Origin of the sequence: Spirosoma sp. KUDC1026 (assembly GCF_013375035.1) — a bacterium.
Taxonomy (GTDB): domain Bacteria; phylum Bacteroidota; class Bacteroidia; order Cytophagales; family Spirosomataceae; genus Spirosoma.
Genome location: NZ_CP056032.1, coordinates 1,403,738 through 1,430,103, shown reverse-complemented (window position 1 = coordinate 1,430,103; position 26,366 = coordinate 1,403,738). Strand labels below are relative to the sequence as shown.

Here is a 26,366-nt window from a genome sequence, read left to right as displayed (position 1 = left end):
AGCGTTGGGAGTTGAGTATTGATACACACAAATTCATTGGATTGCCGACAGCCGTTAATCGACGAACTGGCGACGTAGTTTCTCGCCAGCATCCCGGAGGCTCCCCGACCAGGAAGCCGACCGGGCTTCAGCAAACAGATCGTTGCCCGGCACACCCAGTCGCCAGCGGGCAACTTTGTTGTTCGTGGGATTGGCGCCGTCTTCACTCAGGTAAAAATCGGCCGCTACGATGTCCTGCCGGAAGCGCATCACCCGCCGTAATTCACGCTCTACGTCGGCAAGTAATTCGGGCGTTTCGTCAAAGCCAACAGTTTGAAGATCGATCTTAATGTCATCAACGGAATAGTTCATAAGTAACTGTTTCTTTGGTATCTACACCTTTATTAACCGCTCCCAACCCCTATTGTTTAATCTGCTTTTAATGCCAGGTTAATCCTATACCGGGCGACGAGCCATTAAATCTTAGGCACTGGATCAGATCAAAACCTCTATTGACTCGTCATTTTTGGTACACGTAACAGCGACCATCGGAAACATACCTTAGCCACCACAATACTGGTAATGAGAGAAATACACTGAATATCTTTTATCGAATCGAGAGAATTCGCCCAAAACGAATATCTTGCTTATTCCTGATACAGCGACATGATGCTGTATTACCCAACTGAATACAACCAACCGTCAATTTTATGCGTAACTTTTTCCTCTCTGCAGCGCTGCTGCTACCAACTCTGTTGTTGCCAGAAGGCAGCTTCGCCCAGTCAAAGAAGACCAAACCATCGTCGTCAGCAACCGCTGCTGACAAAGACAAACAAGCCGTTATCGCCGATCTGGACAAGCGTTTCCCGGAGTACGCCGACCTGTCGAAGCAGATCTGGAACTTCGCCGAACTTGGCTACCAGGAAGAAAAAAGCTCTCTATTGTTGCAGGAACAACTCAAAAAAGAAGGATTCGACGTACAGGCTGGCGTTGCGGGCATACCCACCGCGTTTGTTGCTACGTACGGGTCAGGTAAACCCGTTATTGGCATCTTGGGTGAGTACGATGCCCTACCCGGTCTGGCTACGGAAGCCAAGCCTGACTTTACACCCATCCAGGGGCAGAAAGGTGGTCACGGCTGCGGGCACAATCTGTTCGGCACGGCATCGGTAGCCGCTGCGGTTGAGGTGAAGGACTGGCTGAAAAAATCGGGGCACGGTGGCACGATCAAAATTTACGGTTGCCCAGCTGAAGAAGGTGGCTCCGGGAAGGTATACATGGTTCGGGAAGGCCTGTTTAACGATGTGGATGTGGTACTTCACTGGCACCCCGGTAATCAGAATGCCGCCGACGCCAGTACGTCACTGGCCAACAAGAACGCGAAGTTTCGTTTCCGGGGAATTGCGGCTCACGCGGCTGCCTCCCCAGAAAAAGGACGATCGGCGCTGGATGGCGTGGAAGCCATGAACTACATGGTCAACATGATGCGCGAGCACATTCCGTCGGACACCCGCATTCATTACGTCATCACAAAAGGGGGCGAAGCACCAAACGTTGTTCCCGCCTTTGCCGAAGTGTACTACTACGCTCGTCACAAAGACCGAGATATTCTGCAAAGCGTCTGGAAACGAATCGAAAACGCAGCTGAAGGAGCCGCTAAGGGTACCGGCACCAAAGTAGAATGGGAAGTGCTGGGTGGTGTGTATAACCTGCTCCCCAACACCACGCTGGCCGATGTCATGCACAAGAATCTGCAAGCCGTAGGTGGTGTCAACTACACACCCGAAGAAACCGCTTTTGCCAAAAAGATCAGCGAAACGTTCGGCGATGATCGTCCGGCTATCGAAGATGCCGCCAAGGTAAAAGATTTCCGCGAAGCGTCGGAAACCACAACCAGCAGTGCATCGACCGACGTGGGTGATGTGAGTTGGGTAGTACCGACCGTTGGTTTATCGACGGCGACCTGGGTACCGGGTTGTGCCGCCCACAGCTGGCAGTCGACGGCCACCAGCGGCATGAGCATCGGCCAGAAAGGTATGATCGTTGCCGCCAAAACGCTGGCCATGACCGCTCTTGACCTGTATAAAACGCCGACCCTCATCCAGCAAGCCCGCACGGAATGGAGCGCCAAGCGCGGTGCCGACTTCAAATACGAAGCCCTGCTCGGCAACCGGAAACCCGCGCTGGACTATCGGAAATGAGTGAATGAGTGATTGAGTGAATGAGTGATTGAGTGGGTCGCTGGCGCGGTGAATTGATCATCTACAACCGTTACATCCATTCGGGCAAACTCCCTACCTTTGCGGCAGGATTTCAATGAGCGAATGAACGGTCTATCGTTATAGTGAATGAGTGAACAAGCAGCCATTATATGACTGTTTTATTCACTCATTCGCTCATTCGCTAATTCACTCATTAAAAAAATCATGCTTCGTACACATACCTGCGGGGAACTCCGCCTGGCTGATGCCAATACAACCGCTACGCTGACCGGCTGGGTCCAGACCATTCGTGACAAGGGTGGTGTGCTCTGGATTGATCTCCGGGATCGCTACGGTATTACGCAATTGCTGTTGGAAGACGGACAGACAGCCCCCGAACTCTTTACCATCGCCCGGTCGCTGGGCCGCGAGTTCGTCCTGAAAGCGACGGGAATGGTGATCGAACGGAAGTCGAAAAATCCGAATCTGCCAACGGGCGACATCGAGCTGAAAGTAACCGCACTGAAAATTCTGAACCCAGCCAAGCTTCCTCCTTTCCTCATCGACGACGAAACCGACGGGGGTGATGATTTGCGGCTGAAATACCGCTATCTCGACCTGCGCCGGAATCCCGTCCGCCGGAATCTCGAACTGCGGCACCGGATGGCACAGCAGACCCGGCTATTCATGGACGGCCAGAACTTCATCGAAGTTGAAACGCCGGTTCTGATTAAATCAACGCCTGAAGGCGCCCGTGATTTCGTGGTGCCCAGCCGGATGAATCCGGGCGAATTTTACGCCCTGCCCCAGTCGCCCCAGACGTTCAAGCAGCTGCTGATGGTATCGGGCTTTGACCGGTACTACCAAATTGTGAAATGCTTCCGCGATGAAGACCTGCGCGCCGACCGGCAACCGGAGTTTACGCAGATCGACTGTGAGATGTCGTTCGTGGAGCAGGAAGATATTCTCCAACTGTTCGAAGGGCTGATTCGCCACTTGTTCAAAACCGTTAAAGGGTATGACCTGGCCGAAGTTCCTCGTATGACTTATGCCGACGCCATGCGGCTTTACGGGTCCGATAAGCCCGATACCCGTTTCGGAATGGAGTTTGTTGAACTGACCGATCTGGTGCAGGGCAAAGGCTTTGGCGTATTCGATTCGGCCGAACTGGTTGTTGGGATTAACGCGACGGGCTGTGCATCGTACACCCGCAAGCAGATTGACGAACTGACGGATTGGGTGAAGCGGCCGCAAATTGGCGCAAAAGGTCTGATTTACGTTCGCCATAACGAAGACGGTACGCTCAAATCATCGGTTGACAAGTTCTACTCAGAAGAAGACCTGAAGGGCTGGTCGGAACGACTCAATACCAAACCCGGCGATCTGATTCTTATCATCTCGGGCGACGCCAATAAAGCCCGGAAGCAACTGAACGAACTTCGTCTGGAAATGGGTAGCCGACTCGGACTGCGCGATCCAAACGTATTCAGTGCGCTTTGGGTGCTTGACTTCCCCCTGTTTGAGTACGGCGAAGAGGAACAGCGTTGGTTTGCCATGCACCACCCCTTTACGTCGCCCAAGCCCGAAGACATTCCGCTGCTGGACAGCGATCCGGGGGCGGCCCGTGCTAATGCTTATGACCTGGTCATCAACGGAACCGAAGTTGGTGGTGGCTCGATCCGGATCTTCAACCGCGAGCTACAGGCCCGCATGTTTAGCCTGCTGGGCTTCTCCGACGACGAAGCCAAAGCGCAGTTCGGCTTCCTGCTGGATGCCTTCGAATACGGCGCCCCCCCGCACGGCGGGATTGCATTCGGCTTCGACCGGCTGTGCTCGATTTTCGGCGGGGCCGACTCGATCCGTGATTTTATTGCCTTCCCGAAAAACAATTCGGGCCGCGACGTTATGATCGACTCACCATCGACTATTTCTCCGGCGCAAATGCAGGAATTGAGCATCACGACGACGGTTTCGAACAAGTAATTTTTGATGTTTATCTGTTGCCCCGCCCGCCCGGATTGATTAGCACCTGCTGATCGATTCGGGCGGGCGGGTTTGTGTTACTGGGCTCGCCCGAAATTGGTGCTATCGAATCAATTCAGGTACTCAATTCGGGCGTTAGTATGATCAGGTTACTAATCTGAACCAACTTCTGGTCAGGTGCTACCGGAGATTATACGTAACTTTGTTATCCGTGTACTGTTGATTTACTTTTTGCCAGCAACTTGTACAATTTTTCAGATCTAAAATTTATCCGTGTTTTTATTGAACAGTTACTCGTAGTTAGCCCTTTATAGTCTATTTACTTTATATGCGAGACTGTCTACTGCGGTTAGTTCTGCTATTGATCCTGGCTGGGTTTACGACAGGGTCGTATGCACAGATACGGGTAACCAGTCCGGTTGCCCGCATGGTGTTTCAGCGTAATCAGCAGAATGAGGCCTCGGTTGCTATTGCCGGTCAGGCCCCATCGGGTACGTCGAGTATTAACGTTCGTTTTGTTCCGTTGCAGGCAGGACAGAGCGCTCCTACTTCGTGGACATCCATTCCGCTGCTGGCCAACTCATCTACCTTCCGGGGACAGGCTACCGTACCCGCGGGTTGGTACCGGCTTGATGTACAGGCTCTCTCCGGTACAACCATCACGGCAACAACGTCCGTTAATCGGGTTGGGGTTGGCGAGGTCTTTGTCATAGCGGGTCAGTCCAATGTGTACGGTGGTTTCGAACATGTTCCGGCAGCCAGCGACGACCGGGTATCCTGCGTTGATTTCCGGCAGGACACCCTCGCCGACCAGCTGTTACCCCTTCGGTTCAGCCACGTCAGCGATGGAAGTAATATTGGTCCCAGTCAGCCTCCTCATCTCTGGGGTATGCTGGGCGACCGTCTGGCCCGTCGTCTGAACGTTCCGATTCTTTTTCTGGGAGCTGCTCTAGGAGGCACCAGTAGTACAAACTGGTACGTTTCTGCTGCTGGCGGGCCGGTTGCCAGTACAGATCCCCTCGACCAGGTGTACCGGCAACTCGGTACAACCCTTCGTCACTACGTAGCCCGGACAGGCGCACGGGCCGTACTCTGGCACCAGGGTGAAAAAGATACCGAAAACGGTACGTCCACCCAGAATTACGTCAATAATCTACAGTATGTTATTCAGAAAAGCCGGCAGCAGCTGGGTTCGGGGCAGTTACCCTGGGTTATGTCGCGGGTGAGTTACATTCGGGGGAATACCAGCCCCGCCGTTATTGCCGCGCAGAATCAACTGATCAGCACGGTCCCCGCCGTGTTTCCCGGCCCGGCTACCGATAGCATTGTAGGGCTCGACAATCGACCTGACAACCTGCACTTCCTAGGACAGGGTCTGGTTAAATTTACGAATACCTGGGATCAGGCGCTGAATCAGGCTTTCTTCGCGAACGCCATTCCAGTCCAGCCAACCGGCGATCCCGTTCTCATTACTGATGGGTATTCGGTGCCACTGGCCCGTCGTCCGGGCGAAGCAGTACTGGTTTCTTCAGTGCGTAATGACTCGACCGAAAGCGACAATCAATACATCGCTCAGTTGATCCACGCCGACAACAATGCTGTTGTTGCAGAATCGTCACCGAGCCTGGCGAACCCGATTCCACTGGTAATTCCGGCCGACCTACCCGCCGGTCAGTACCGGCTCCGCACCCGCTCCACGCATCCGGCCATTATCGGTACACCAAGTGAACCTTTTCTGATCAGCCAGTCGGTACCTGCCTCTTCATTACCACCTGTCATCCCCCCGCCCCTCACCGGCGGGACAGCTGACCCGGGCATTTACCGGATTGGATACCGCTTTGAGCCGTACAGCCATGGCTATTTTATCATGGTACAGGCCGATGGCCCGATGGAGGTACGGATGCAGCGGCTCGATGGTCAGGCCGTCGACTCCAACTGGTACGTAACGCCCCCTCGTTCGGAAGCACCCGACTACGCTGAATTTGCTGATTTTAACTATGTCCGCTTCTATCAGCCGCTGGCCTTCGGCGTGGGAGGCATACCCGCCGGCCGGTACCGACTTTCGGTTCGACGGCCCGGTACGTCGGGGGAGGGTATCTGGATTGAGACAACCCTTTTGACCGGCCGTAACATTGTTTATTACCCGATGGAGTCGGTTAGTAACGTACCGCCGGTGCTCGATATTCAGGCGGTTCCCTCCTCGACGTTCTGCCAGAGCAGACAATTTGAGGTAGCCGTTTCCCTGTCGGGTGGCAGCCTGAATACCGATAATGTATATTCAGTTAAATTATCGGACGCGACGGGTTCCTTCGCCAATGAAACGACCATCGGCAGTGGTACTGCCAGCCCCATTCTAGCCACCTTTCCGGCGGGGCAGACGATCAGCAGTGGTTATCGTATCCGGGTAACAGCCAGCAGCCCTGCCATTGTTAGCCCTGCTATTGCCCTGCCCGTGTGTGGCAGTGGCGCCGATTTGTCGCTGGCCTTACGGGTGAGTAATCGAATTGTAGCCGTAAATCAACCCGTAACGTTCACGCTCGTTCTTAGCAACGAAGGTCCACTGGCAGCCGAGGGAATTGTTCTCCAAAGCCGATTACCGGCGGGTCTGGATTTTGTCGATGCTCTTTCACCGGGTATCAGCGTAACAAACCGGATCATTACTATTAATGCCGGTGCGCTAGACAGCGTCAAAAGTCTATCGTTCGCTTTTCGAGCAAAGGCTACTCAGGTTGGTGGTTACATGCTAACGGCACAGGTGACCGCCAGCAACCAGTCCGATCCGGATTCGCAGCCAAATTCCGGTACCGGTGACGGTCAGGATGATATGGCCCAGATCGATATTCGAACCAGCACCGCCGGGGGAACGCTATCGGTGTCGCCAAACCCGAATCAGACCCCGCTCCCGACCACTCAGTCAAATCAGCCCACGCCCGACCCGGCTCAGGCGGATCTGAGTCTGTCCATTGCCAGCGATAAATTAACCCTCAATTTGCAGGAAGTTGCTACGTTGACGCTTACCGTACGGAACCGGGGGGGTGCCACAGCCAGCAACGTTACGGTTCAGGCACTTCTTCCCAACGGCTGGCAGATCGCCAACCCGGCGGGTCTCACCATTGACGGACAAACCGTGACGGGTACCATCGGAACAATAACTGCGGGAAGCACCGGCGTATTGACGATTCCCGTACGCATTGGTGCTGCCGGAACGGTACTCACCCAGATTGCAACAGCCTCCCCCAATGACCCTGATTCCACGCCCGGCAATGGCTATGACAAGGGCGAGGACGACGAAGCTTTGTTACTAATTCGGGTACGGTAGAAAGCAGGAAATTACAGCTTGAACAGGTTTGGCTATGTACAGACAATCATGTAATTTGTAGCCCGAAAATACCCGTTCAACCGTAACTATCTTCTATGCCCATTTCTACCGTCTGCCGACTGTTTGTCGGCTTAGTGTCTCTTTATTTTACCCTCCCCGCTTTTTCCCAGACTGCCCTTCCTGATTCGCTTCAGCCGGATACAACGTTCCGCCGAATCGCCGAAGACGAACGGAAGCGCCTGATCGACCCGGCCACCGGCACCGTTCCTTATGAGCGACTGGAAGAGGCTCGTCGCCTGCTGACTGAGCGGCAGAGCGAGACCAACGCCAGCATCCCAAACGTTACCTGGCAGGAACGCGGCCCCAGCAACGCCGGTGGCCGTACTTATACCCTCCTCTTCGACCCGAATGATCCAGCGCACAAGAAAGTCTGGGCCGGAAACTTGCTGAGCGGATTGTGATATACCAACGACATTACCGACAATAACGCTGGCTGGACACCAGTCAGTGAAGCCTGGGAAAACAGAACTGTAACCGCCCTGGCAGCTGACCCATCCAATTCCCAGATTATGTACGCTGGTACTGGTGATCGGTACAACTACCTATCTGGAGGTGGTATCTGGAAAACCACCAATGGAGGAACAACCTGGAGCAGACTAAGCAGCACTACTCCCAGTGGGAGTACGCCTTCGGTTAACCGGGCATTGGAATTTATTCAGCGCATTGTCGTCAATAGCAGTGGTCAGATTTTCGTCGCTACGCCGTATGGTGTCGTCAAGTCGACCGACGGAGGTAATAGCTGGAGCTATGCATTAGCCCCAGGACAGCTTATCGGTGCAGGTGGAAAGGCGTCAGATTACTATTACGATCAGGTAACGGATCTGGAAATTGGCACGGACGGCATTCTCTACGCAGCCTTTAACCCATCCCGAGTGTTTAAGTCCACTGATGCCTCGGGTAACGCCTGGCAAGAAATTACACCGCCGGGGGGAACTGGCAGCGAACGTACTGAACTGGCGCTGGCCCCCTCGACCAGCGGCACGTTGCAGGTGCTTTATGCTGTATCGAGAGCCTACAACGCGACGAACTATACACAGGACATTCGCTGGTTCAAGAAAAGCACCAACGGGGGAGCAACATGGAGCGACGTGGCTGTTCCGACAATAAATAGCTCGTCTTCAGGCCATTTTACATGGGGAATTGGCTCTTATGCACTAAGTCTGGCAGTCCACCCGACAGATCCCAATACGGTCTATGCCGGTGGTTATACCTGGTGTCGATCAACCAACGGGGGAACATCCTGGAGCACAGCCTTAAGCACGTATGCTTACCATCATAGACTCTATTTTCAACCGGGCAGTAACACCAGCGCAGCATTTTGCAGTATCGATGGTATTCGCTGGTCGCCGGACTGGGGTAATAATTCAGTAGACTATCCCAACCAGTCAATCCGGAATAATGGCTACCGGGCCGGTGAAGTAGGTGGCGTAGCGATGAAGACATCACCAGGTAGTTCATTCATACTGGCTAATGCTCAGCCTCAGGGCATTGTTCAACTTACATCGGCAGGCTTGTCATCCGGGCAGGTCATCTCCTCCAGTCCTATATCCCCAAATCCGAATTTCTTAGACCTGTCATTCATTGACGAAGACGAGCCTAATTTACAATTAGTCAGTTCTTCAGGTACGATTTACCGGATTGACAACTACACTCGAACTACAGTCTGCAGTCTAAATTCGTACAGTTCTATCATACCAATAGATTACGACAGCCAGGCAAACACCCTGTATACCGCCGATTATGATTATACCATCAATCAGACGATTCTTCGTAAGTCGACAAACGTAGCAACGACACCTACGAATACTACCGTATCGTTGGGAAACCTCTCTGGCTCGTCAACTTTCCTAAAGCTGAGTAAGGACCGAAGCGCTTTGTTTCTAGGAAACTCTGGTAAACTATACAAGATAACCAATCTGAGTCAATCGACGCCAACGGTCACTGCCATTGACAACAACGCGTTCCCGCAGTACACATCGATTTCCTCGATCGACGTTGGTGCTACGGATAACGAACTACTCGTTACATTGTCAAACTACGGTATTCAATCAGTCTGGTATACCAGCGATGGCGGAACAACCTGGACGGGAAAAGATCAGTCGAACTACGGCCTCCCTGATATGCCGGTCCGGCACGCGCTGTTCAACCCGCAAAACCGCAAACAGGTGTTTCTGGCTACCGAACTGGGTATCTGGTTGACTACGGATATCACCGCTGCTAATCCCGGCTGGGCCTTCACCAGCAGCGGTCTTGGTACGTACCGGGTTAATCAGTTACGCTACCGCGTTTCAGATGGGCTTCTGGTTGCCGCTACCAGCGGGAGAGGCATCTGGTCTTCCGATGCGCTGGCGATACCCTATACGGCACCAACCATCGCGATATCGAACATTTCCAGTACATCATTGTGCGCGGGTAGCACTTTCACCGTGTCGTTCACGCAGTCAGGCCCGGCTATGGGAAGTAGCAACAAATACGAGGTCTGGATTTCTAGTAATACTGGCTCATTCTATTATAAGCAACGTATCGGCAGCGGTACAATTAGTCCCGTCACGGCGACGCTACCGAGCGGCTATAACGCACTGCCATACAGCACCGACTACCGCATCAAGGTTATTGCGACTGATCCAGAACTGGAAAGCGAACAAAGCGTTAAGCTGGCGATCAGCGATCTAACAAGTGCTGTGGTCGCCGACCGTTTGGGAACTAACAATAGCTATAGTTCAACTGGTAGTATATGTGCTGGTAGTCGTGCGACACTACATTCAATCCCCCGCAACCCAGGATTTAACAACGTATCAGCGGAAGTTTTTCAATGGTCATTAAATGATGCTGACATTTCGGGGGCTACCGACTCCACATTCTCTGCGCAACAGCCGGGCACGTACAAAGTGACCTTGAAGCAGGCTGGCTGCTCGATTGTTAGTGGTAGTTACACACTATACAATACAAGCTCGCCTTATTCAACTGTACGATCGATAGCTATAGACGCCCCGCAATGCGATGACCATCTAACCACCATTTATTCGGATTATATTGGAGAAACGGCTACTTATCAATGGAAACGTAACGGAGCAAATATTTCGGGGGCTACTGCATACACATTAGCCACTAATCAGACTGGTGGATATTCGTATCAACTTACAGATGGTGCCTGCTCAAGCGTTTCCTGGCCAAAATATTTGCAGTTTGGTAAATCCCTGGCATCCACTATCAGACTTAGTAATTATAGAGATTCGGTCCTTTGTAATAACTCGCTGCACTACATGTCCCTTGATCAGGTCTATGCCGAACAAGTACGGGCTAACCTGTATACCATTCAATGGTACCGCGACAATGTTCCAGTGAATGGAGCATCTCAAAACTACTATACGGCTGATAAACCAGGCGCCTATTCTGTTCTCTTAAGTCAGGGCAACTGCCAAGCTCGCAGTAATACTATCGTTTTAAGCCAGGGCGATCGAATTCCTATTGCAATCAGTTACTCATACAAAAACAAAGCGGCCTGTGCGGGCGAAACCCGCACTTTATACGCAGAGCCAGCTATTGGAAATTTTCAATGGCAGCGCGACGGCGTTGACATTGCGGGAGCAACAAACAATAACTACCAGGCAAAACTGTCTGGCAGTTACACAGTGCGTATAACCCGGAACAGCTGTTCATCGGTATCAGACCCATTATCGCTTACGTTTAGTGATGCCCTTCAACCAAAAGTTTACTTTTATGAATCAACTCCCGAAAGTTGTAACGGTCTAAACATTTACACGGAGAACAGCAGTTCTCCTAGTGGCTTTACATACCAATGGTTTAAAGATGGAGTTGCCGTTAATGGTATTACCGGAAGCCCTAGTACCGACTTTAGTTTTTATGCCCGACAATCGGGTCTCTATTCAGTACGCGTAACCAACGGAGCCTGTACAGGCAAATCCAGAGACATCTATGTCCGAGTGGATCGGTTAGCCAAGCCAACTGTTTCTATTGATTATATTAGCAAGAATGGCTGTTCTAACAACAGTCTACGACTATATCTGTCTGGCGGCATTATCTCAGGCAGTGTGCAATGGAAACGAAATGGAGTTACCATTGCCGGAGCAACGTCGACTTACTATTATGCTACAGAAAGTGGAAGCTATTCGGCTATGCTTACGTATTCTGGCTGTACATCCGAATCTGACCCAGTTCAAATTACTATCGGCGAACCCACCACTGCCCGACTAGCCGGTAACGTCCTCGTCAGCGCGGGAAAATCAGCCCAGTTACCCGTTGCGTTTACCGGCGTAGCGCCGTGGTCATTTACGCTGTCGAACGGCCAATCGGTGCAGAACACGTATCAGAATCCGTATATGCTGGCCGTGACGCCAGCCAGCACCACGACTTATAGCCTGGCATCGGTTTCCAATGGCTGCGGGACTGGTTTGGTGTCGGGTTCGTCGACGGTGTCGGTGGCCAATGGCAGTGCCGATCTGGCACTTAACATGATGGTCAACAACCGGACGCCCAACGTCGGCGATGTAGTAACGTATTCGCTGATGCTGACCAACGAAGGCCAGAACGATGCTACGGGGGTTCAGGTCGCCAGCCGACTGCCAACAGGGCTCACTTTTGTGGATGCGCTATCACCCGGCGTTATGTTCGGCGACGGCACGGTGCGGGCCGATGCCGGAACAGTGATTGCAAACGGCACGACCAGAATTCAATTCCGGGCTCGGGTGACGCAGCCGGGTACGTTCGCGACGGCCGCGCAGGTCACCGCCTGCCAGACGCCCGATTCAGATTCGCAACCCAACTCCGGCACGGGCGATGGCGAAGATGATGCCGCTTCGGTCGACCTCCGTACAGCCAGCCAGTCGGGGCCACTACTGGCATCGGCCAACCCAGAGCAGGTAGCTCTTCCCAAACTAGCCGGCAATCAGCCCGTTGCCGACGCTAACTCCGCCGATCTCAGTCTCACGATGAGCACGAACGTTCTCTCCCCGAAGGTAGGCGATGTGATCACCGTTACGCTCCAGGTTAGCAACCGGGGTGGTTCATCGGCTTCGTCGATCGAGGTGCAGACGCAGTTGCCTGATAGTTGGTAGTTAGCCAGCACCGACGGACTGGTTGTCAGTGGTCAGACGATCAAAGGGTATATCAACCAGCTACCTGCCGGGAAATCGACAACGATTAATCTCTCGTTACGCGTTGGCAGCAGTAACAACACGCTACGCAGCCAGATCGCCGACGTTGCCGAGTCTGACCCCGATTCGACGCCCGGCAATGGTTTCGACAAGGGCGAGGACGACGAAGCCAGTATCACCGTTCGAGTACGCTAAACAAAAAAGAGAGGGCCAGTGATGGCCCTCTCTTTTTATCCGTTACGTAGTATTTCTTCCAGAAAGGTCCGGAACTTGTCGGCGAATTCAGGACGCTTGAGCGCAAACTCGACCGTCGTTTTCAGGAAGTCGAGCTTGTTGCCGATGTCGTGTCGCTTGCCTTCGATACGATGCGCGTAAAGGTTTTCGCGTTTGAGCAGCAACAGCATGGCGTCCGTCAGCTGAATCTCGTTGTTCTTACCCATGGGCGTCTGCTCAAGCATAGAGAAGATTTCAGGCGTCAGGATGTACCGTCCGGCAATGGCCAGATTGGACGGTGCTTCGGCTACGGCTGGCTTTTCAACCAGGGTAGTAAGCTCCATAATCCGGTCGCTCAGCGATTTGCCGCCCACAATGCCGTAGCGGTTTACCTTATCCTGCGGTACTTCCTCGACGGCAATGACCGAGCAGCCGTATTGCTGATACGTATCGATCAGTTGCTGCGTTACGGGAATGACCGAGTCCATGATCGTATCACCTAGCAACACGGCGAAGGGTTCGTTTCCTACATGGTGGCGGGCGTAGCGGATGGCATCGCCCAGGCCGTTGAGCTCACGCTGACGAACGTAGTGCAGATTCGCCATGTCTGATAGCCGACGCATCTCGTCCAGCAGGAGTTGATCTTCTTTTTCTTCCAGCCGGGTTTCCAGCTCGAAGTTCCGGTCGAAATGGTCTTCGATGGTGCGTTTACCCTTACCGGTAATGATCAGAATATCTTCAATGCCCGAATCAACGGCTTCCTGCACGACATACTGAATCGTGGGTCGGTCGATGATCGGCAGCATCTCTTTGGGCTGCGCCTTGGTAGCAGGCAGAAACCGGGTACCAAGCCCGGCAGCAGGAATAACGGCTTTCTTGATCATAAAGAGCGAAAGAATGAATGAGTGAAAGAGCGAAAAATGATCCAGCTATTCGCTCTTTCATTCTTTCGCTCTTTCGCTCTTTAAACTACGTATGGCTTAATAACGCGGGCGTTGATTTTCTTGAGTTCGACGTAGAGCCGGTTCAGCATGGCGTCGTCGCGGTAGAGGCCGATGATGGACCCGCCCGACCCGGTAAAGGAAGCCGATGCGCCACAAGCGCGCGCGGTATCGATCAGGCTCTGGTTTCGGTCGCTGATGGCGTAAATCTGGGTGCGCAGGTCGTAGTTTCGGTTCACCAGTGCATTAAGCGCGTCGGTGTCCTGCTGGAACAGGGCTTCGCGCCCCTGCCGGGCCACGTCGGCAATAGCGTTCATGGTGTCGATTACCAACGGTTCGCCCTTGAGCCAGCGCCCCCGAACGTCGTTGTGCACCCGCCCTGACTGTTTTCCCAGGTCAGTATTGTAGGCGATATATAGCTTTGGCAGCAGCCGGGCATCAAGTGGTTCATACTGCCCGTAGCCCTGACGGTCCATCGTTTCCCGGTCGAAATTCATGTACACGCAACCTTCGTAGCACTGGATTACCCGATCCTGCAGCCCCGCCGTAATGCCCAGTTCTTCGGCTTCGGTGGCCAGCACCAGATTCGGTAATATTGGCAGTGGAATCTCGATGTTATAAAACTGCATCAACGCCCGGAAAGTAGCCACAATAATGGCGCTGGAGCCCGATAAGCCAACCTGCCGGGGGATCGACGTACTATACCGGATCGAAAAATTGTGATTAGGCAGTCGGATCTGCTCGGTTTCGCAGTATTCGGCGAATTTCTTGATGGCCGCTTTCAGCAGCGGTACGCCACCATGATATCCCAGTGTGGCCACTGCGTCGCGCAGGTGGTGCATGCTGCGGAACGTATTCGTGTCCTGTTGCTGCGGTTCAATGGTCAGTTCGGGCGATCTGTACAGCGTGACAGACGCGCCAAAATTACGAACGGAGATTGCAATGGTTTTGCCGTAAAAGCCGTCGGACGGGTTGCCAAACAGGCCCGCCCGGGCGTAGGCACGAGTTTCAATAAGCAAGGTACTAGCTGGAAATACGTCCTGGTCTGATGATTTTCTGACTACCGTCGGTAAAACACCGCCCGGCAAGGTCGTCATTTAAAAGTAAAGAACGTTACCGACCTACTACAAAAAAAGCGACTGGATACATAATCCAGTCGCTTTTCTGCCAGAGAAAGGCCATTTACTTGCTTTCGTCTTCTGAATCGCCGGCGTCGTAACCCTTTTTGTGTGGGTCATACCCTTCATTCGGGTTATCGCCTTCTTCCAGGTACGTGGCATTGGCCCGGTGGAACAGCGCGTCATCCGATGGGTTATCAGCAATTTGCTCCAGCTTAGCGTTGGCCTCGTCGCTCATCATTTTACCTTTTGGTACGTCCTGATCGGCAATGGAGTCCGCATCAACGTCCCAGGCTTCGGTCGTACCGTATTTTTCACCGCGTGGTTCTTCGGGATTTCCTTCTCCAATGTGGCTCTCACGCGTTGCTTTGGTGTCTGCTTCCTGGTTAGTATCCATATCCATACCGGCCGTCGAGCTACCATATGTGTTATTTCCTACGCCTTCAGACACCCGGCCGTAGTCGGAGTCTCCGTGTTGTTCGGGATCTTTCGAATAGAACTCAGCGTCAACTTTATCTGGGTCAAATGGTGATGTAGTCGCCATAGCGTTAAGTGGTTTTTCGGAATATAACTTCCGAGAAGCAAGGGTTGTTTTATTTGTTTCTCCGCGTTTTTCACCAAAAAAAGCCATCAGGACATCTTCCTGTAACTCAGCTTTCCGTAGCCCGGCTTTTCATAGCCCGGCTTTCCGTAGCTCGATTCAACGTGGACCTGCTTCGCGCATGGCTGCGAGTTCGGCCAGCAACTGATCGTTGGTCTGCTGCAGCAGTTCCATGCGCTGGGTCAGCTGGAACAGCAGAAACTCCATATTCTGCAACCGCTCCTCTGTTGTAATGGCCGCCGAGGGGGAGTTCAGCGTTTTGAACATCAGTCCTTCACCCCGCAGCAGCCAGTCGCCATTGACCTGCGGATACACCACCAGAATTTTCTCGAGCGTATCATACCGCGGCTTTAGCCGCCCATGCAGAATATGATATACTTTTTCTCCCCGACGCTCGCCGAGCTGACGGGCAAATTCAAGTACGCTGATGTTAAGCGCGTCGATAAGTTGCTGAAGCCGGTCTTCGATCATGAAAAAAATGGAGAAAGGATTAAACGGAGAAAGGAACAAGGAGGCTGACGCGAACTTTCTCCATTTAATCCTTTCTCCTTGTTCCAGCCTTCTTTTTTACACCCTACTACGTAAAATTCAACCCAATTACTTCTGGAATGGGCTTGTTTTTTACACAAAACTGTGTAATTTTAAGTCAGTAAACACGACCCTTTAAAAAGGCAAAAGGGACCGCAAAACGGGTCCCCTGCTTGAACAGTAAACAACAAATACTAATGAACACACAAAACAAAAGCCAACTTTCGACAATTCAAAGCGACAACGCCTTGAAACCGCATCAAAAGATTCAGGAGTTGACGGGTGAGGTGGTCAGTAACGGGGCCGTCCGGCGGTATAAGTATCTGGAAGGGCACCCGCGCCAATACCGGTTCGACGCCAAGGAAGGTGTGTTCAACATCAATGGCGCCGAGAAACTTGGCCATTCCCTCACGTTCCAGCCTATTGCCTGGCGGATTTTCACGGACAATATCCTGAACATGGGTACCAAAAACTGGGCGGAGATCTTTTTTATCGATGAAAAAAACTGCGTCTCGGCGCTGCTTTTCCACGGGTACTCGGTCGACAATATTTTCCGGCTCATCGAACCGCTTTACTACGACGACCTGACGCTGGCCGACGTTGTGATCACGGCTACGGCGGAGAAGAAAGAAAATACGAAAATTCAGCCAAAGGGAGTATACTACATCGCCAACTTCACCTACAAGATGGGCGATGAAACCAAAACGGCCGAGCTGAAGCAGTTTGCGCAGGACAATAAAATCTTCCGCCAGGAAACGCTGACGGATATTGCCAATATCAAAACGGCCCTGAACTATTATAACCCCTTCGCTAATCCGGCCGAAGAGGATGCCGCGCAGGTCCTGCTCTCCGCCGGGCAGGTTTAATAGCTATTAAGGAGAAAGAAGGAGAGGAATAACGGAACAAGGAGATCACCACAATCTCCATTCTCCCTTTCCTCCTTTCGCCTTGTTCCAACCTTTTTCATATGCTCTCATCCTCCCATTTTCCCGATGATATGTATCGGGCGTTACCACGTATTTCAAACTCGGACCTGACCCGGCTCAAGGAAGAACACCTGGGCTACGGTGGTAGTCTGCCGGTGGTTCAGCAGCGAACGGAACGGGCTAAAGTTTTCGGCCGTACATTCCACCAGCATTTGCTCGAACCCGAACGTGTTGGTACGATTCTTCAGCAATTGTTACCGGATATGTTGCCCGGACCCGATTTGCTGGCACCGGCTCAGAGTAAACAACTCGCGACGCTGATGGAAACAATCCGGCAGGACACGTTCTGCCGGCGCTACCTGCGGTTATCGGAACGCGAGCGGGTAGTTTTATCAACTGATCCGGCAACGGGTCTGGCCTGTAAAGCCCGGATGGATATGCTCTACACCAGCCCTAAACGTAAGAACGCGCTGATTATCGACATAAAAACGACCTCAGCGCGAACACAAGCTCAGTTTCTGGATTCCTGCTACACGTATGACTACGACCGGCAGGCTGCTTTTTACCTGGACAGCCTACGTAACGCGGATAACAAGGAATGGGCCGATACAAGGCAGTTCCGGTTTGTGTTCGTGGGCATCATGAAACAAAGCCCTTATCGGCTGTTTGCGGTAGACGCTACGTCGATTCCGGGTTTTGTCGACTATGGGCGTAAGAAATACCGCTTCTGGCTGCGCAAATGGCGTGAAGAAATGCAACCAGCGCCAATGCCAACCGTTGCTACCGGGCTTCGACTAATGGCCTGATCACTAAACGAACCGATACGTATGAACGCTTCAATCATAACCCTGACCCCCGATCAGCTCCACTTCGACTGGGGTACCGACGGGCTGGTTCTCTGGATCGAAGAGCTGGACGGCCTTGGCAGTCTGGCAAATCAGATGGACGAAGTGCTGGACCGGATTGCGTTCGCCATCGAACTGCAAACCGGCTGGGACCACCGCACAGACGGGCGGACCCTGCACCCACTTTACGGCTACCGGCTGCTGCTGCGCGATGCATCGGGTTGCTGGAATGCTGTGCAGATAGACGAAACTGGCCATTTTACCGGCCTGACGCCCCTGCAGGAGTTGGATTACGAGATTGCCTACGAGAAAGTGATGTGGATCGACTGATTCATCTTACTCACTCAACTATACGCCAACGCCGAACCTACAATGGGTTCGGCGTTGGCGTTTTTAGGATTAGCCCAATCAGTAACTCAACGGATTAGCTTATGCCGTATTCGAAGCGTACTGGCTTTTACGCATCAACGCACGCTTCGCCTATCCGCCCACGAAAGCTAGGTAGCTGTTTAGCAGCAGTTTTGGCAAAAGCAGGTCGTTCGTGCAACCTTAGGCTCCCAATCCGCATCTTTGGTTTGAAACTGACTTTTGTAAGCCCATGAAAACGTTTGTTACGTCCCTCCTGTTTGCCTTTGCTGCCATAGCTCCTGCGCTGGCTCAAAAGAGTATCGACGCCAAAGAGATTATCGCGAAAATCAACCGAAAAGAAGCCGTCACGTATCAGAACGTAACGATCACTGGCGACCTCGACCTGACGAACCTAGCCAATCGGCGGGAAATAAGCGAGGGTAACTGGGGCAACCAGTCGCGGGAGTTTCTGAGCGTGGTTGAGGTGCCAATTACGTTCAGAAACTGCAGCTTCACCGGAAAAGTCCTGGCTTATCATACCGACGAAGAAGAAGGTAAGCGTCTGCTCAGCAAAAACAACACGGTCTACAACGCCAATTTCACCGAGGCCGTTACGCTGGAGAATTGCCAGTTTACCGATAATGCGGCCTTTAAATACTCTGTTTTTGAGCAACAAGCACGGTTTTCCGGCAACACCTTCCAGCGAGAAGCGCTGTTTAAATACGCTAAGTTTCAGGATGCGGCTACGTTCAATGGCTCAGCCTTCAAGGGCTACGCTGATTTCAAATACGCCAAGTTCGACGAAGCGTCGGCCTTTCAGGGGGCAAATTTTAGCAAGTCGGCCGATTTCAAATACACCAAGTTTTCTGAAGGGGTTGATTTCCGTCAGGCCCGCTTTACGGGTTTCACCGATTTCAAATACACCAAGTTTCCGAACGGCAGCACCTTTGACGACACACGTTTCGACGGCCCGACGGACTTTAAATACACGACGCTGGCCGGCCGGAAATTCTCGCCCAGCAGCCGCTAGTTTTCAGGTCAACGAAATCAGAACAGGTCGGTACTGGCTCAGGTAGTGGAGCTGGTACCGACCTGCTTCGTTAACCTCTATTATCGTTTTTGTGTTGTTTATCTCATACACCAATTAACGCAACGTTTTGAAACGCACCACGAAAGTTCTTTTTGCAGTCCTCATTCTGCTGATCGTCGCCCGTCTTCTGCTCCCGTATTTCGTCTTACGCTACCTTAACAAACAGCTAGCCGACATGGGCGAGTACACCGGCCATATCGAGGATGTTGATATTCAGCTGATCCGGGGGGCGTATCAGATCGATGATCTGCGCATCCGCAAGGTCAATGGCAAAATCAAGGAGCCGTTTTTATACATTCCTAAAACTGACCTATCTGTCGAGTGGAAATCGCTGTTCAAAGGCAAACTTGTTAGTGAGGTCGAGACCTACGAACCCGAACTCAACTTTGCGTTCAGCGACGATGAAGCCAGCAGCCAGACAGGGGCCGAAGTCGACTGGACAGCGTACCTGAAAGAACTGCTGCCGATCGACATCAACCGGTTTGCGATAATAAACGGCACTGTCAACCTGACCAGCCTGATTACGCAGCCCCGCGCCGACGTATCGCTGAAGAATTTCCAGGGCGAAATCCGGAACATTCGCAATGTGGAAGACAAGACCAATAAACTGCCGTCGCCCGTTGTCGCCACGGGAAACATTCCAGGTTATGGCGGATCGCTGAATTTCTCGGCAAACATGAACCTGCTGAAAGTCTTCCCGGACTTCGACTACAATATGGAGTTTACGGAAGTACAGCTGGTGAAGCTGAATACCCTGGCCCGTGAATACGCCAACGTGGATTTTGAGGGCGGTACCATGAGCGTTTTCAGCGAGATGGCTATGGTGGACGGTAAACTGAATGGCTACCTGAAACCACTGGCCAAGAGTGTAGAGGTGTTTCGGATCAACGAACACGAAAACCGATCTATAGGCCGGTTCTTCACCGAGTTACTGGCCCAGACCGGCGTTGCCATCTTCAAAAACCAGCGGCACGACCAGGTAGCAACCCGCATTCCCCTGAACGGTACCATCGATGACATAGAGACGGCAACCTGGCCAACCGTTTTTGGTGTCCTCCGCAATGCCTACGTTGAAGCGTTTAAAGGAGAATTTGATAATACCATCACGGCAAAAGATGCGCTCAAGAGCATCAAAGATGACTACAAGGCTAAGCGAGCCGAGCGAAAAGAAGAACGAAAACAGGAGCGGGCCGAACGGAAAGCTGAGCGGAAGGAAAAACGCGAAGAGAAAAAAGCCGAACGGAAGAAAGAGAAGTAAGACGCTAGACAATTAGAAGAAAGAGAAAAGACGCTAGACAGAAGATAAAAGAAGAAAGACGTTAGACGAAAGAACGGAGGCCATTCATTGTTCGTCTAACGTCTTTCTTCTTTTCGTCTATAATCTTACATCTAAAGATTCTCTATCCCATCAGCAGTGACTCGGCGCCATCAATCCAGATGGGCGTACCGGTAATGTGGCTGGCGCGGTCGGAAGCCAGGAACGACACCAGATCGGCAACCTGTTTGCTGGTGCCCGGTTCGCCGTCGGTGAGCGGAATTACTCCCTCCGGAAATTCAACCGGTTCTTTCGCCTGCTCCAGATTCCGCTTTTTCGTATTGTCGTCAATCGCTGTTTCAATAGCTCCCGGGCAGACGACGTTCACCCGGATGCGGTGCTTGGCCAGTTCCAGAGCGGCCATCTTCGCAAAGGCCACCTGAGCCGCTTTAGTCGACGAATACGCCGACGCACCGGTATTGCTGAAAATCCGGGTCCCATTCACCGAGGCCGTGATGATGATAGCCCCCCCTGCCGTTTCAGCAGCGGCAGGGCGTATTTGACGGTCAGGAACGTACCGGTCAGATTAACGTTGACCGTTTTGCTCCACTCCTCGGGGGTCAGATCGTCGATGGGCGCCCATACCCCGTTGATACCGGCATTGGCAAACACAATGTCCAGCCGCCCAAACTCCGCTTCGGTTTTGGCGTACAGCTGCTCCATCTGCTCAGGAACAGATATATCAGCGGTTACGGCTATGGCTTCCCCGCCTGCCTGTTTGATCTCCTCGACCGTCTGGTTGATTTCTTCGTCGGTATGGCTGACGGCCACAATTTTTATTCCTTCCTGGGCCAGCAGTAACGCTGTGGCTTTGCCAATTCCCGAGCCTGCGCCCGTTATGACAGCTACTTTTTTTTCCATAGGATCTGTTGATTTATGCCAGATAGCTACTTGACCAACCTCAGAATATCTGTTTTGTTAACGCATACCTTTTGACAAAAGACCAGTCCGGCAGAAAAGTGAGTGAACTTTATATTTTGCAACATAGTTGCATTTATAGTTTTCACGTTTTCTCTCTGCTACCAATTTCTACCGGCTCATGAATCAATCAGCCAGCAAATACGATGTCATTATTGTGGGAGGCAGCGCGGCCGGACTAAGCGCGGCCATGTTACTGGGCCGCTCACTCCGGAACGTACTGATTATTGACGGCGACAAGCCCTGCAATCGGCAAACCCCTCATTCGCACGGTTTTCTGACCCGTGATGGTGAAACGCCCGCTCAATTGATCGCCATTGCCAAAGAACAGGCGCTGGCCTATCCAACCGTTACGTTCCAGACCGACCTGGTTACTGATGCGTCGCAGACGGCCAGCGGCTTTGCCATCCAGACGGCCAGCGGTCAGCCGTTTACGTCACGCAAATTGATACTGGCGACCGGCGTCTACGACCTTATGCCAGCCATCGACGGGTTTGCTGACTGCTGGGGTCGATCAATTCTGCATTGTCCCTATTGCCACGGCTACGAAGTACACAGTCAGCCGCTGGGTATTCTGGCCAGGGGTGAGACAGCGAATCACCTGGTCCGGCTTATCTACCACTGGAGCAAAAACCTCACGCTGTTTACCAACGGCCCGGCCGAGCTTACCCCCGAACAACGGAGCTTTATCTCCCGGATCGGCGTTCCCATCGTGGAAGAACCGGTAGTCGCTGTCGAACACGAGCAGGGACAACTTCAAGCGCTCCGATTTCAGTCGGGCGAACGCCACGAACTCACCGCCATTTTCAGCCACGTACCGAACCGGCAGCATACCGATCTGGCCAGTCAACTTGGCTGCACCCTTACCGATACGGGGCTGATTCAGGTATCCTCATTCGGTCAGACCAGCGTGCCGGGCATCTATGCCGCCGGAGATTGTAGCTCGCCTATGCGGCAGATAGCAGCTGCAGTAGCCAGCGGCAGTATGGCCGGGGCTATGCTGAACCGGGAAATGATCGAAGAGGATCTAACAGCGTTGACAGCAGCAGTTTAGGGATTAAGACAGGATTACAGGATTTCAAAGACAGTAAAATCCTGTCTTAAAATTTCATACTCATCCTCCTAAATACGTAGCTTGGCGCTCAAACCACGTATTCCCATGTTGAACGATCAGACCAATTTCAGCGAGCCCGCCCAGTTTGATGCCATCTGGCAGGAAACCCTCGCGCAGCAGTTTGGCCAGCCATCCGACAAACAGACCGGCTCTCTGCTACGTACGCTGGTTTCGACTAAACCAGGTGGGCTCTTTCTGGAATTGGGTACCGGCACTGGTATGTCGGCCTGCTGGATGCTGGCCGGTATGGACACCGGCGCCCGACTCATTACGGTCGATAACGATGAGAAACCGCTATCTGTGGCCCGTACGTATCTGGGCAATGACCCTCGTCTGACCATCCATCTCGATCAGGGCGAGAACATTATCAACCAACTGGCTCCCGCCAGCGTCGATCTGATTTTCGCAGATTCCTGGCCGGGCAAGTACCATCATCTGGCCGAAACGCTGGCCCTGCTCAAGCCGGGCGGTATTTACTTAATCGACGATATGCTGCCCCAGCCTAACTGGCCCGAGGGCCACAGCAACAAAGCTGACCGGCTGATCGAAACACTGGACGCCGACGAAACCCTGAGCCTGACTAAACTAAACTGGTCAACGGGGATCATCATTGCCGTAAAAAAATAGCTCCTGCCTGCTCCCTCTTTTCTTGTAGGAAACTACGCTCCAGTATACGGCCCGCTTCCATAGGAAAGAACCCTGTTTTTAACGAACAGCTCATGAAATTTCACCCGTGCTCCTTTGTGCTTTTTCGTTGTTCTATTTTCAGTTAGTAACAACGCGCAGATACAATAAAAGATAGCATACTAGGAGCGATTGGCCAGGGCTAAGTTATGTTCATTGACTAACAGGATACTGGCCGTGTCAATGGCTCGTCCCGCATGATTGAGGTATTTCTGAATTAACGCATTCTTACAGAAATTCTCTCCCGACGACCTTCCTGATAAACAGGTCATCAGTGAATTCCGGGACTTCCGGCTGGAAACGGGCAAGGCCGATAGGGCTTTACCATGCTGAAGCATAGAATCCAGGGTAAGATCGCTCAACGAAAATACCTCATCGATTGTATTAACGTCTCGGTCGTTCAGGATCAACATTAGATCAATATCCCACTCTTCGTCACAATCTCCACGGGCATACGACCCATACAGAACCACCTACCGCAATCGGCTACCGTATAGGTAAAGCTGCTTTGAAATCGCGGGCGATTGGTTTGATGGCGGGGTTAACGAGCGTTTGCATAGTGAAAAATGTATCGGTGCTTATTCTCTCCTAATTCCGGCGATTTGCTAGCCTCACCTCAAGTACAATACATACCCAGAATTGACCTATTTCAAAATAAAATCATTAACCGAACGGTTGAAGGCGGATTGGGTCAGAAAACCATTTGGTGATTAACTATGTAGTCACGCAAATTTACCGTTATAATTGTGCAAATTTGCACCACACTTCTTAGTAGTCAATCATGAATACCTCTCAACGACCACACAAATTGGCAAACAGAACGTATCAGCGCCCTGTATCAGAGCTTATTCAACAGGCTCGTGAAGGCGTCTTACGCCGTCGTGTCGATGAGGTTGCCAGCCTTGTTGGTTTGACTGACAAAGAAATGGCGCATATTTTAGGTATGTCGGTTCGAGGGTTACATGGTAAACAGGTCGATGAGCTACTGACACTGTCAGCCAGTGAACGACTGTTGTTACTCGAACGACTGCTACGACACGGATTGGCCGTATTCGATGGGCGGTCTGACTTACTGAGTCGTTGGTTACGTACTCCCTTACAAGAGCTAGGATACCACGAGATTCCTGTTGAATTTCAACAGTTTACGTCAGTTCGCGACATGGGAGATTTTCAGGAGCCTAAGCCGACGTACGAGCGTACATCTACGTCTGTGGCGGCTGAAACAACTACCCCAATCATCCCTCAGTCGCCATTAGCGGTGCTGGATACGGTATCTGGATTTTCGTTAGTGGATGATGTGCTGGGCCGCATCGAATGGGGCATCGTTGGGTAAAGAGACATGGAAGTCTTTCGTATTAATAAAGAGCCATATCATACCGACCCTTTGTCCGTTATTGGCAGTCAACGATACGGCGGCCGATGGAATCCTAAAGGAACAGGTGTTCTGTATACCAGCCGCACGCCCGAGTTGTGCCTACTCGAAACGCTCGTTCATCTACCTCCACTGACGTTGGCAGAACTGCCTCAACTCTGGCTTAGTACCATTCGTTTACCCGACGAACTTAACAACGCGATTTTCTGGCTATCCCCCAACCGATTACCACCTTACTGGCGAACAGGCACGCTTGCCGAAACCCAGACTATCCTGGCTGACTGGCTTCTCGAACCGTTTTCTTTGGCTATTGCCGTTCCCTCCGTCATCATCGATACCTCATACAACTTGCTGTTACATCCTTTACATCCAGCGTTCGCCCAGATAGAAGTCATAGCTCAGCGTCCGCTACCATTGGATGGTAGACTAGCGAGGTAATTTTACAGAAGAGCAGTAATGATGCCGGTGATAGACTATAGACAGAAAGCTTGCTTTAATTCAACCAGTGTTCAACAACACTTTTGCTAACTCGTGAAGTCAGGGTCGAAAAATAGTCTGGTTGTGATAATCTAAAAACAGCTTCGAAGGCTGATTGATTTCGGCAGCAGGCAGAACCAACATACTTTTCCCATGATACTGGTAGTATTCTCGGCCGTTATTGAATTCTTCCTTAATACGTTGACTAATCTCAATTCGGTAGTCAGGTGTAATCGTGATATAGCCATTATCGAAGAGCTTATGCATGTCTGAGCGGAGCAATAAACCGTTTGTAACCCGATTCGGACCTGCTTCGGCAAACGGACGAATATGAGCGGCTTCTAGCACGGGTAATGTTTTCTCCCCTGTTATTGCGCATCGCTTTTGATAAGCGTCGATGACTGATAACCGAAAAGCCCCCTGCCCAATGCGCACCTTTCGAAGTACCGGATTTCCATATGCTGGCCGATCATCCGCTACGCTTGGCAACGTGTTTATCTCGGGCGTCTCGTCAAGATAATGCTTCAACAGTGATTCAACTCGTTGCCAGAGTGCAAGGCCTATCGCGTTATTGGTCGTATATGTTTTCCCCTGCACAATATTGGTACTCCAATCTTCTGGAACTGCTATCCAGTCTTCTCTCTTGAAAAATATAGGATTAGTGAGGGCAATACAACCTATAATTGGATTTCGCTCTTTGTCTCGACGGTAGTATTGAATAGCTGTTCGAAATTCGTCAATTGTATCGAACCCATTACGCCATTGGAACGTGTCCCAAGCTGTAGAAAGTGGTATTTGACTTTGAGCATTGTAGAAACCGACTCCTCCAATGGCATTATGGGGAATTTTTAGTTTAAGCAAGAAAGGTTCGCCTGGACGAAGCGCTCGGAACGCACTGTTCCCTCCGGGACGCCAAAAGTTTATATCCTCAGGCGATCGCTGCCTTAAGTAATCGTACCATTTCCAGTCTGTCTGCCCCAAATAGTATTAAAGCACTGCATGAAAGCTATCGCCTGCTAAAAAATAACCCGCCCCTAAACGATAGAGACGGGTTTGTGAAAATCATGAGATTGACCTACACCAGTGCGCCCTGAAATAGTTGAAGCCGCTCGCGCAGGACGTAGCTGCTGACGTCGGGGTTCCAGCCACCGCGGACGCTAATTAATCAACCCTTAATTGTTCTAGGATTTATCGGATGCTTCATCAATCCAAGACCATAA

Annotated in this window: 21 protein-coding genes and 2 pseudogenes; 14 read left to right on the top strand and 9 right to left on the bottom strand. The window is 51.9% G+C overall.

Annotation, left to right across the window (positions count from 1 at the left end):
• Nucleotides 1–54 precede the first annotated feature (54 nt).
• Nucleotides 55–351 (bottom strand): HPF/RaiA family ribosome-associated protein, encoded by a 297-nt coding sequence (locus HU175_RS06045; protein ID WP_176565728.1) that lies wholly within the window; start codon nt 349–351, stop codon nt 55–57.
• Between the two features lie 338 nt (nt 352–689).
• On the opposite strand from HU175_RS06045, the gene HU175_RS06040 reads away from it, so the two are divergent.
• The 5 genes from HU175_RS06040 (at nt 690) to HU175_RS06025 (ending at nt 12,617) form a co-directional block, all read left to right on the top strand.
• Nucleotides 690–2,180 (top strand): amidohydrolase, encoded by a 1,491-nt coding sequence (locus tag HU175_RS06040; RefSeq protein ID WP_176565727.1) that lies wholly within the window; start codon nt 690–692, stop codon nt 2,178–2,180.
• A 225-nt stretch (nt 2,181–2,405) separates the two neighbouring features.
• Complete coding sequence (gene aspS / locus HU175_RS06035) at nt 2,406–4,163, top strand: aspartate--tRNA ligase (protein ID WP_176565726.1); 1,758 nt, start codon at nt 2,406–2,408, stop codon at nt 4,161–4,163.
• A 328-nt stretch (nt 4,164–4,491) separates the two neighbouring features.
• Nucleotides 4,492–7,482 carry a sialate O-acetylesterase gene (locus tag HU175_RS06030; protein ID WP_176565725.1) on the top strand — a complete coding sequence of 997 codons (2,991 nt, stop codon included), beginning with the start codon at nt 4,492–4,494 and terminating at the stop codon, nt 7,480–7,482.
• Between the two features lie 95 nt (nt 7,483–7,577).
• Nucleotides 7,578–7,943 carry a hypothetical protein gene (locus HU175_RS24775; protein WP_228724340.1) on the top strand — a complete coding sequence of 122 codons (366 nt, stop codon included), beginning with the start codon at nt 7,578–7,580 and terminating at the stop codon, nt 7,941–7,943.
• 108 nt (nt 7,944–8,051) lie between these two features.
• On the top strand, nt 8,052–12,617 hold the full coding sequence (locus tag HU175_RS06025) for a DUF11 domain-containing protein (RefSeq protein ID WP_228724339.1): 4,566 nt from the start codon (nt 8,052–8,054) through the stop codon (nt 12,615–12,617).
• 269 nt (nt 12,618–12,886) lie between these two features.
• On the opposite strand, the gene galU is transcribed toward HU175_RS06025, so the two are convergent.
• From galU to HU175_RS06005, 4 genes are all read right to left on the bottom strand, one after another.
• The gene (gene galU, locus HU175_RS06020; RefSeq protein WP_176565724.1) at nt 12,887–13,753 is read right to left on the bottom strand and encodes a UTP--glucose-1-phosphate uridylyltransferase GalU; all 867 of its coding nucleotides are present in this window, start codon (nt 13,751–13,753) and stop codon (nt 12,887–12,889) included.
• A gap of 80 nt (nt 13,754–13,833) precedes the next feature.
• Nucleotides 13,834–14,829 (bottom strand): mevalonate kinase, encoded by a 996-nt coding sequence (locus tag HU175_RS06015; protein WP_176565723.1) that lies wholly within the window; start codon nt 14,827–14,829, stop codon nt 13,834–13,836.
• A gap of 163 nt (nt 14,830–14,992) precedes the next feature.
• Entirely contained in the window at nt 14,993–15,472 is a 480-nt protein-coding gene (locus HU175_RS06010) for a hypothetical protein (protein WP_176565722.1), read from the bottom strand.
• Nucleotides 15,473–15,628: 156 nt separating this feature from the next.
• A complete protein-coding gene (locus HU175_RS06005; protein ID WP_176565721.1) occupies nt 15,629–16,000 on the bottom strand; it encodes a helix-turn-helix transcriptional regulator in 372 nt (123 codons plus the stop codon).
• A gap of 254 nt (nt 16,001–16,254) precedes the next feature.
• Here HU175_RS06005 and HU175_RS06000 point away from each other — a divergent pair, with 254 nt between their 5' ends.
• From HU175_RS06000 to HU175_RS05980, 5 genes are all read left to right on the top strand, one after another.
• Nucleotides 16,255–16,923, top strand: a complete 669-nt coding sequence (locus HU175_RS06000) for a hypothetical protein (protein WP_176565720.1) — start codon at nt 16,255–16,257, stop codon at nt 16,921–16,923.
• Between the two features lie 101 nt (nt 16,924–17,024).
• Nucleotides 17,025–17,789, top strand: coding sequence for a PD-(D/E)XK nuclease-like domain-containing protein (locus tag HU175_RS05995; protein ID WP_176565719.1), 765 nt, complete (start codon nt 17,025–17,027; stop codon nt 17,787–17,789).
• Nucleotides 17,790–17,810: 21 nt separating this feature from the next.
• Nucleotides 17,811–18,158: a hypothetical protein gene (locus tag HU175_RS05990; RefSeq protein WP_176565718.1), complete on the top strand. Its 348-nt coding sequence runs from the start codon at nt 17,811–17,813 to the stop codon at nt 18,156–18,158.
• A 268-nt stretch (nt 18,159–18,426) separates the two neighbouring features.
• Nucleotides 18,427–19,206 (top strand): pentapeptide repeat-containing protein, encoded by a 780-nt coding sequence (locus HU175_RS05985; protein ID WP_176565717.1) that lies wholly within the window; start codon nt 18,427–18,429, stop codon nt 19,204–19,206.
• A gap of 127 nt (nt 19,207–19,333) precedes the next feature.
• Nucleotides 19,334–20,524, top strand: a complete 1,191-nt coding sequence (locus HU175_RS05980) for a DUF748 domain-containing protein (RefSeq protein ID WP_176565716.1) — start codon at nt 19,334–19,336, stop codon at nt 20,522–20,524.
• 142 nt (nt 20,525–20,666) lie between these two features.
• On the opposite strand, the pseudogene HU175_RS05975 reads toward HU175_RS05980, so the two are convergent.
• Nucleotides 20,667–21,442, bottom strand: a pseudogene (locus tag HU175_RS05975) (SDR family oxidoreductase).
• Between the two features lie 178 nt (nt 21,443–21,620).
• Between HU175_RS05975 and HU175_RS05970 the strand changes: the two are divergent.
• Together HU175_RS05970 and HU175_RS05965 are read left to right on the top strand one after the other, a co-directional pair.
• Nucleotides 21,621–22,553, top strand: a complete 933-nt coding sequence (locus HU175_RS05970) for an NAD(P)/FAD-dependent oxidoreductase (protein ID WP_176565715.1) — start codon at nt 21,621–21,623, stop codon at nt 22,551–22,553.
• Nucleotides 22,554–22,658: 105 nt separating this feature from the next.
• The gene (locus HU175_RS05965) at nt 22,659–23,240 is read left to right on the top strand and encodes an O-methyltransferase (protein WP_176565714.1); all 582 of its coding nucleotides are present in this window, start codon (nt 22,659–22,661) and stop codon (nt 23,238–23,240) included.
• 179 nt (nt 23,241–23,419) lie between these two features.
• On the opposite strand, the gene HU175_RS24770 is transcribed toward HU175_RS05965, so the two are convergent.
• A complete protein-coding gene (locus tag HU175_RS24770; protein WP_228724447.1) occupies nt 23,420–23,635 on the bottom strand; it encodes a hypothetical protein in 216 nt (71 codons plus the stop codon).
• A 90-nt stretch (nt 23,636–23,725) separates the two neighbouring features.
• A pseudogene (locus HU175_RS24940) lies at nt 23,726–23,770 on the bottom strand (hypothetical protein); the annotation flags it as partial.
• 308 nt (nt 23,771–24,078) lie between these two features.
• On the opposite strand from HU175_RS24940, the gene HU175_RS05955 reads away from it, so the two are divergent.
• Nucleotides 24,079–24,630: an MbcA/ParS/Xre antitoxin family protein gene (locus tag HU175_RS05955; protein ID WP_228724338.1), complete on the top strand. Its 552-nt coding sequence runs from the start codon at nt 24,079–24,081 to the stop codon at nt 24,628–24,630.
• A 6-nt stretch (nt 24,631–24,636) separates the two neighbouring features.
• Nucleotides 24,637–25,107, top strand: a complete 471-nt coding sequence (locus tag HU175_RS05950) for an RES family NAD+ phosphorylase (RefSeq protein ID WP_176565713.1) — start codon at nt 24,637–24,639, stop codon at nt 25,105–25,107.
• 99 nt (nt 25,108–25,206) lie between these two features.
• On the opposite strand, the gene HU175_RS05945 is transcribed toward HU175_RS05950, so the two are convergent.
• The gene (locus HU175_RS05945) at nt 25,207–26,007 is read right to left on the bottom strand and encodes an HNH endonuclease (RefSeq protein WP_176565712.1); all 801 of its coding nucleotides are present in this window, start codon (nt 26,005–26,007) and stop codon (nt 25,207–25,209) included.
• Nucleotides 26,008–26,366 lie beyond the last annotated feature (359 nt).

Coding starts and splice junctions, on each gene's coding strand:
- HU175_RS06045 (WP_176565728.1), bottom strand. CDS start 351: ATGAACTATTCCGTTGATGACATTAAGATCGATCTTCAAACTGTTGGC.
- HU175_RS06040 (WP_176565727.1), top strand. CDS start 690: ATGCGTAACTTTTTCCTCTCTGCAGCGCTGCTGCTACCAACTCTGTTG.
- aspS (WP_176565726.1), top strand. CDS start 2,406: ATGCTTCGTACACATACCTGCGGGGAACTCCGCCTGGCTGATGCCAAT.
- HU175_RS06030 (WP_176565725.1), top strand. CDS start 4,492: ATGCGAGACTGTCTACTGCGGTTAGTTCTGCTATTGATCCTGGCTGGG.
- HU175_RS24775 (WP_228724340.1), top strand. CDS start 7,578: ATGCCCATTTCTACCGTCTGCCGACTGTTTGTCGGCTTAGTGTCTCTT.
- HU175_RS06025 (WP_228724339.1), top strand. CDS start 8,052: ATGTACGCTGGTACTGGTGATCGGTACAACTACCTATCTGGAGGTGGT.
- galU (WP_176565724.1), bottom strand. CDS start 13,753: ATGATCAAGAAAGCCGTTATTCCTGCTGCCGGGCTTGGTACCCGGTTT.
- HU175_RS06010 (WP_176565722.1), bottom strand. CDS start 15,472: ATGGCGACTACATCACCATTTGACCCAGATAAAGTTGACGCTGAGTTC.
- HU175_RS06005 (WP_176565721.1), bottom strand. CDS start 16,000: ATGATCGAAGACCGGCTTCAGCAACTTATCGACGCGCTTAACATCAGC.
- HU175_RS06000 (WP_176565720.1), top strand. CDS start 16,255: ATGAACACACAAAACAAAAGCCAACTTTCGACAATTCAAAGCGACAAC.
- HU175_RS05995 (WP_176565719.1), top strand. CDS start 17,025: ATGCTCTCATCCTCCCATTTTCCCGATGATATGTATCGGGCGTTACCA.
- HU175_RS05990 (WP_176565718.1), top strand. CDS start 17,811: ATGAACGCTTCAATCATAACCCTGACCCCCGATCAGCTCCACTTCGAC.
- HU175_RS05985 (WP_176565717.1), top strand. CDS start 18,427: ATGAAAACGTTTGTTACGTCCCTCCTGTTTGCCTTTGCTGCCATAGCT.
- HU175_RS05970 (WP_176565715.1), top strand. CDS start 21,621: ATGAATCAATCAGCCAGCAAATACGATGTCATTATTGTGGGAGGCAGC.
- HU175_RS05965 (WP_176565714.1), top strand. CDS start 22,659: ATGTTGAACGATCAGACCAATTTCAGCGAGCCCGCCCAGTTTGATGCC.
- HU175_RS24770 (WP_228724447.1), bottom strand. CDS start 23,635: ATGCTTCAGCATGGTAAAGCCCTATCGGCCTTGCCCGTTTCCAGCCGG.
- HU175_RS05955 (WP_228724338.1), top strand. CDS start 24,079: ATGAATACCTCTCAACGACCACACAAATTGGCAAACAGAACGTATCAG.
- HU175_RS05950 (WP_176565713.1), top strand. CDS start 24,637: ATGGAAGTCTTTCGTATTAATAAAGAGCCATATCATACCGACCCTTTG.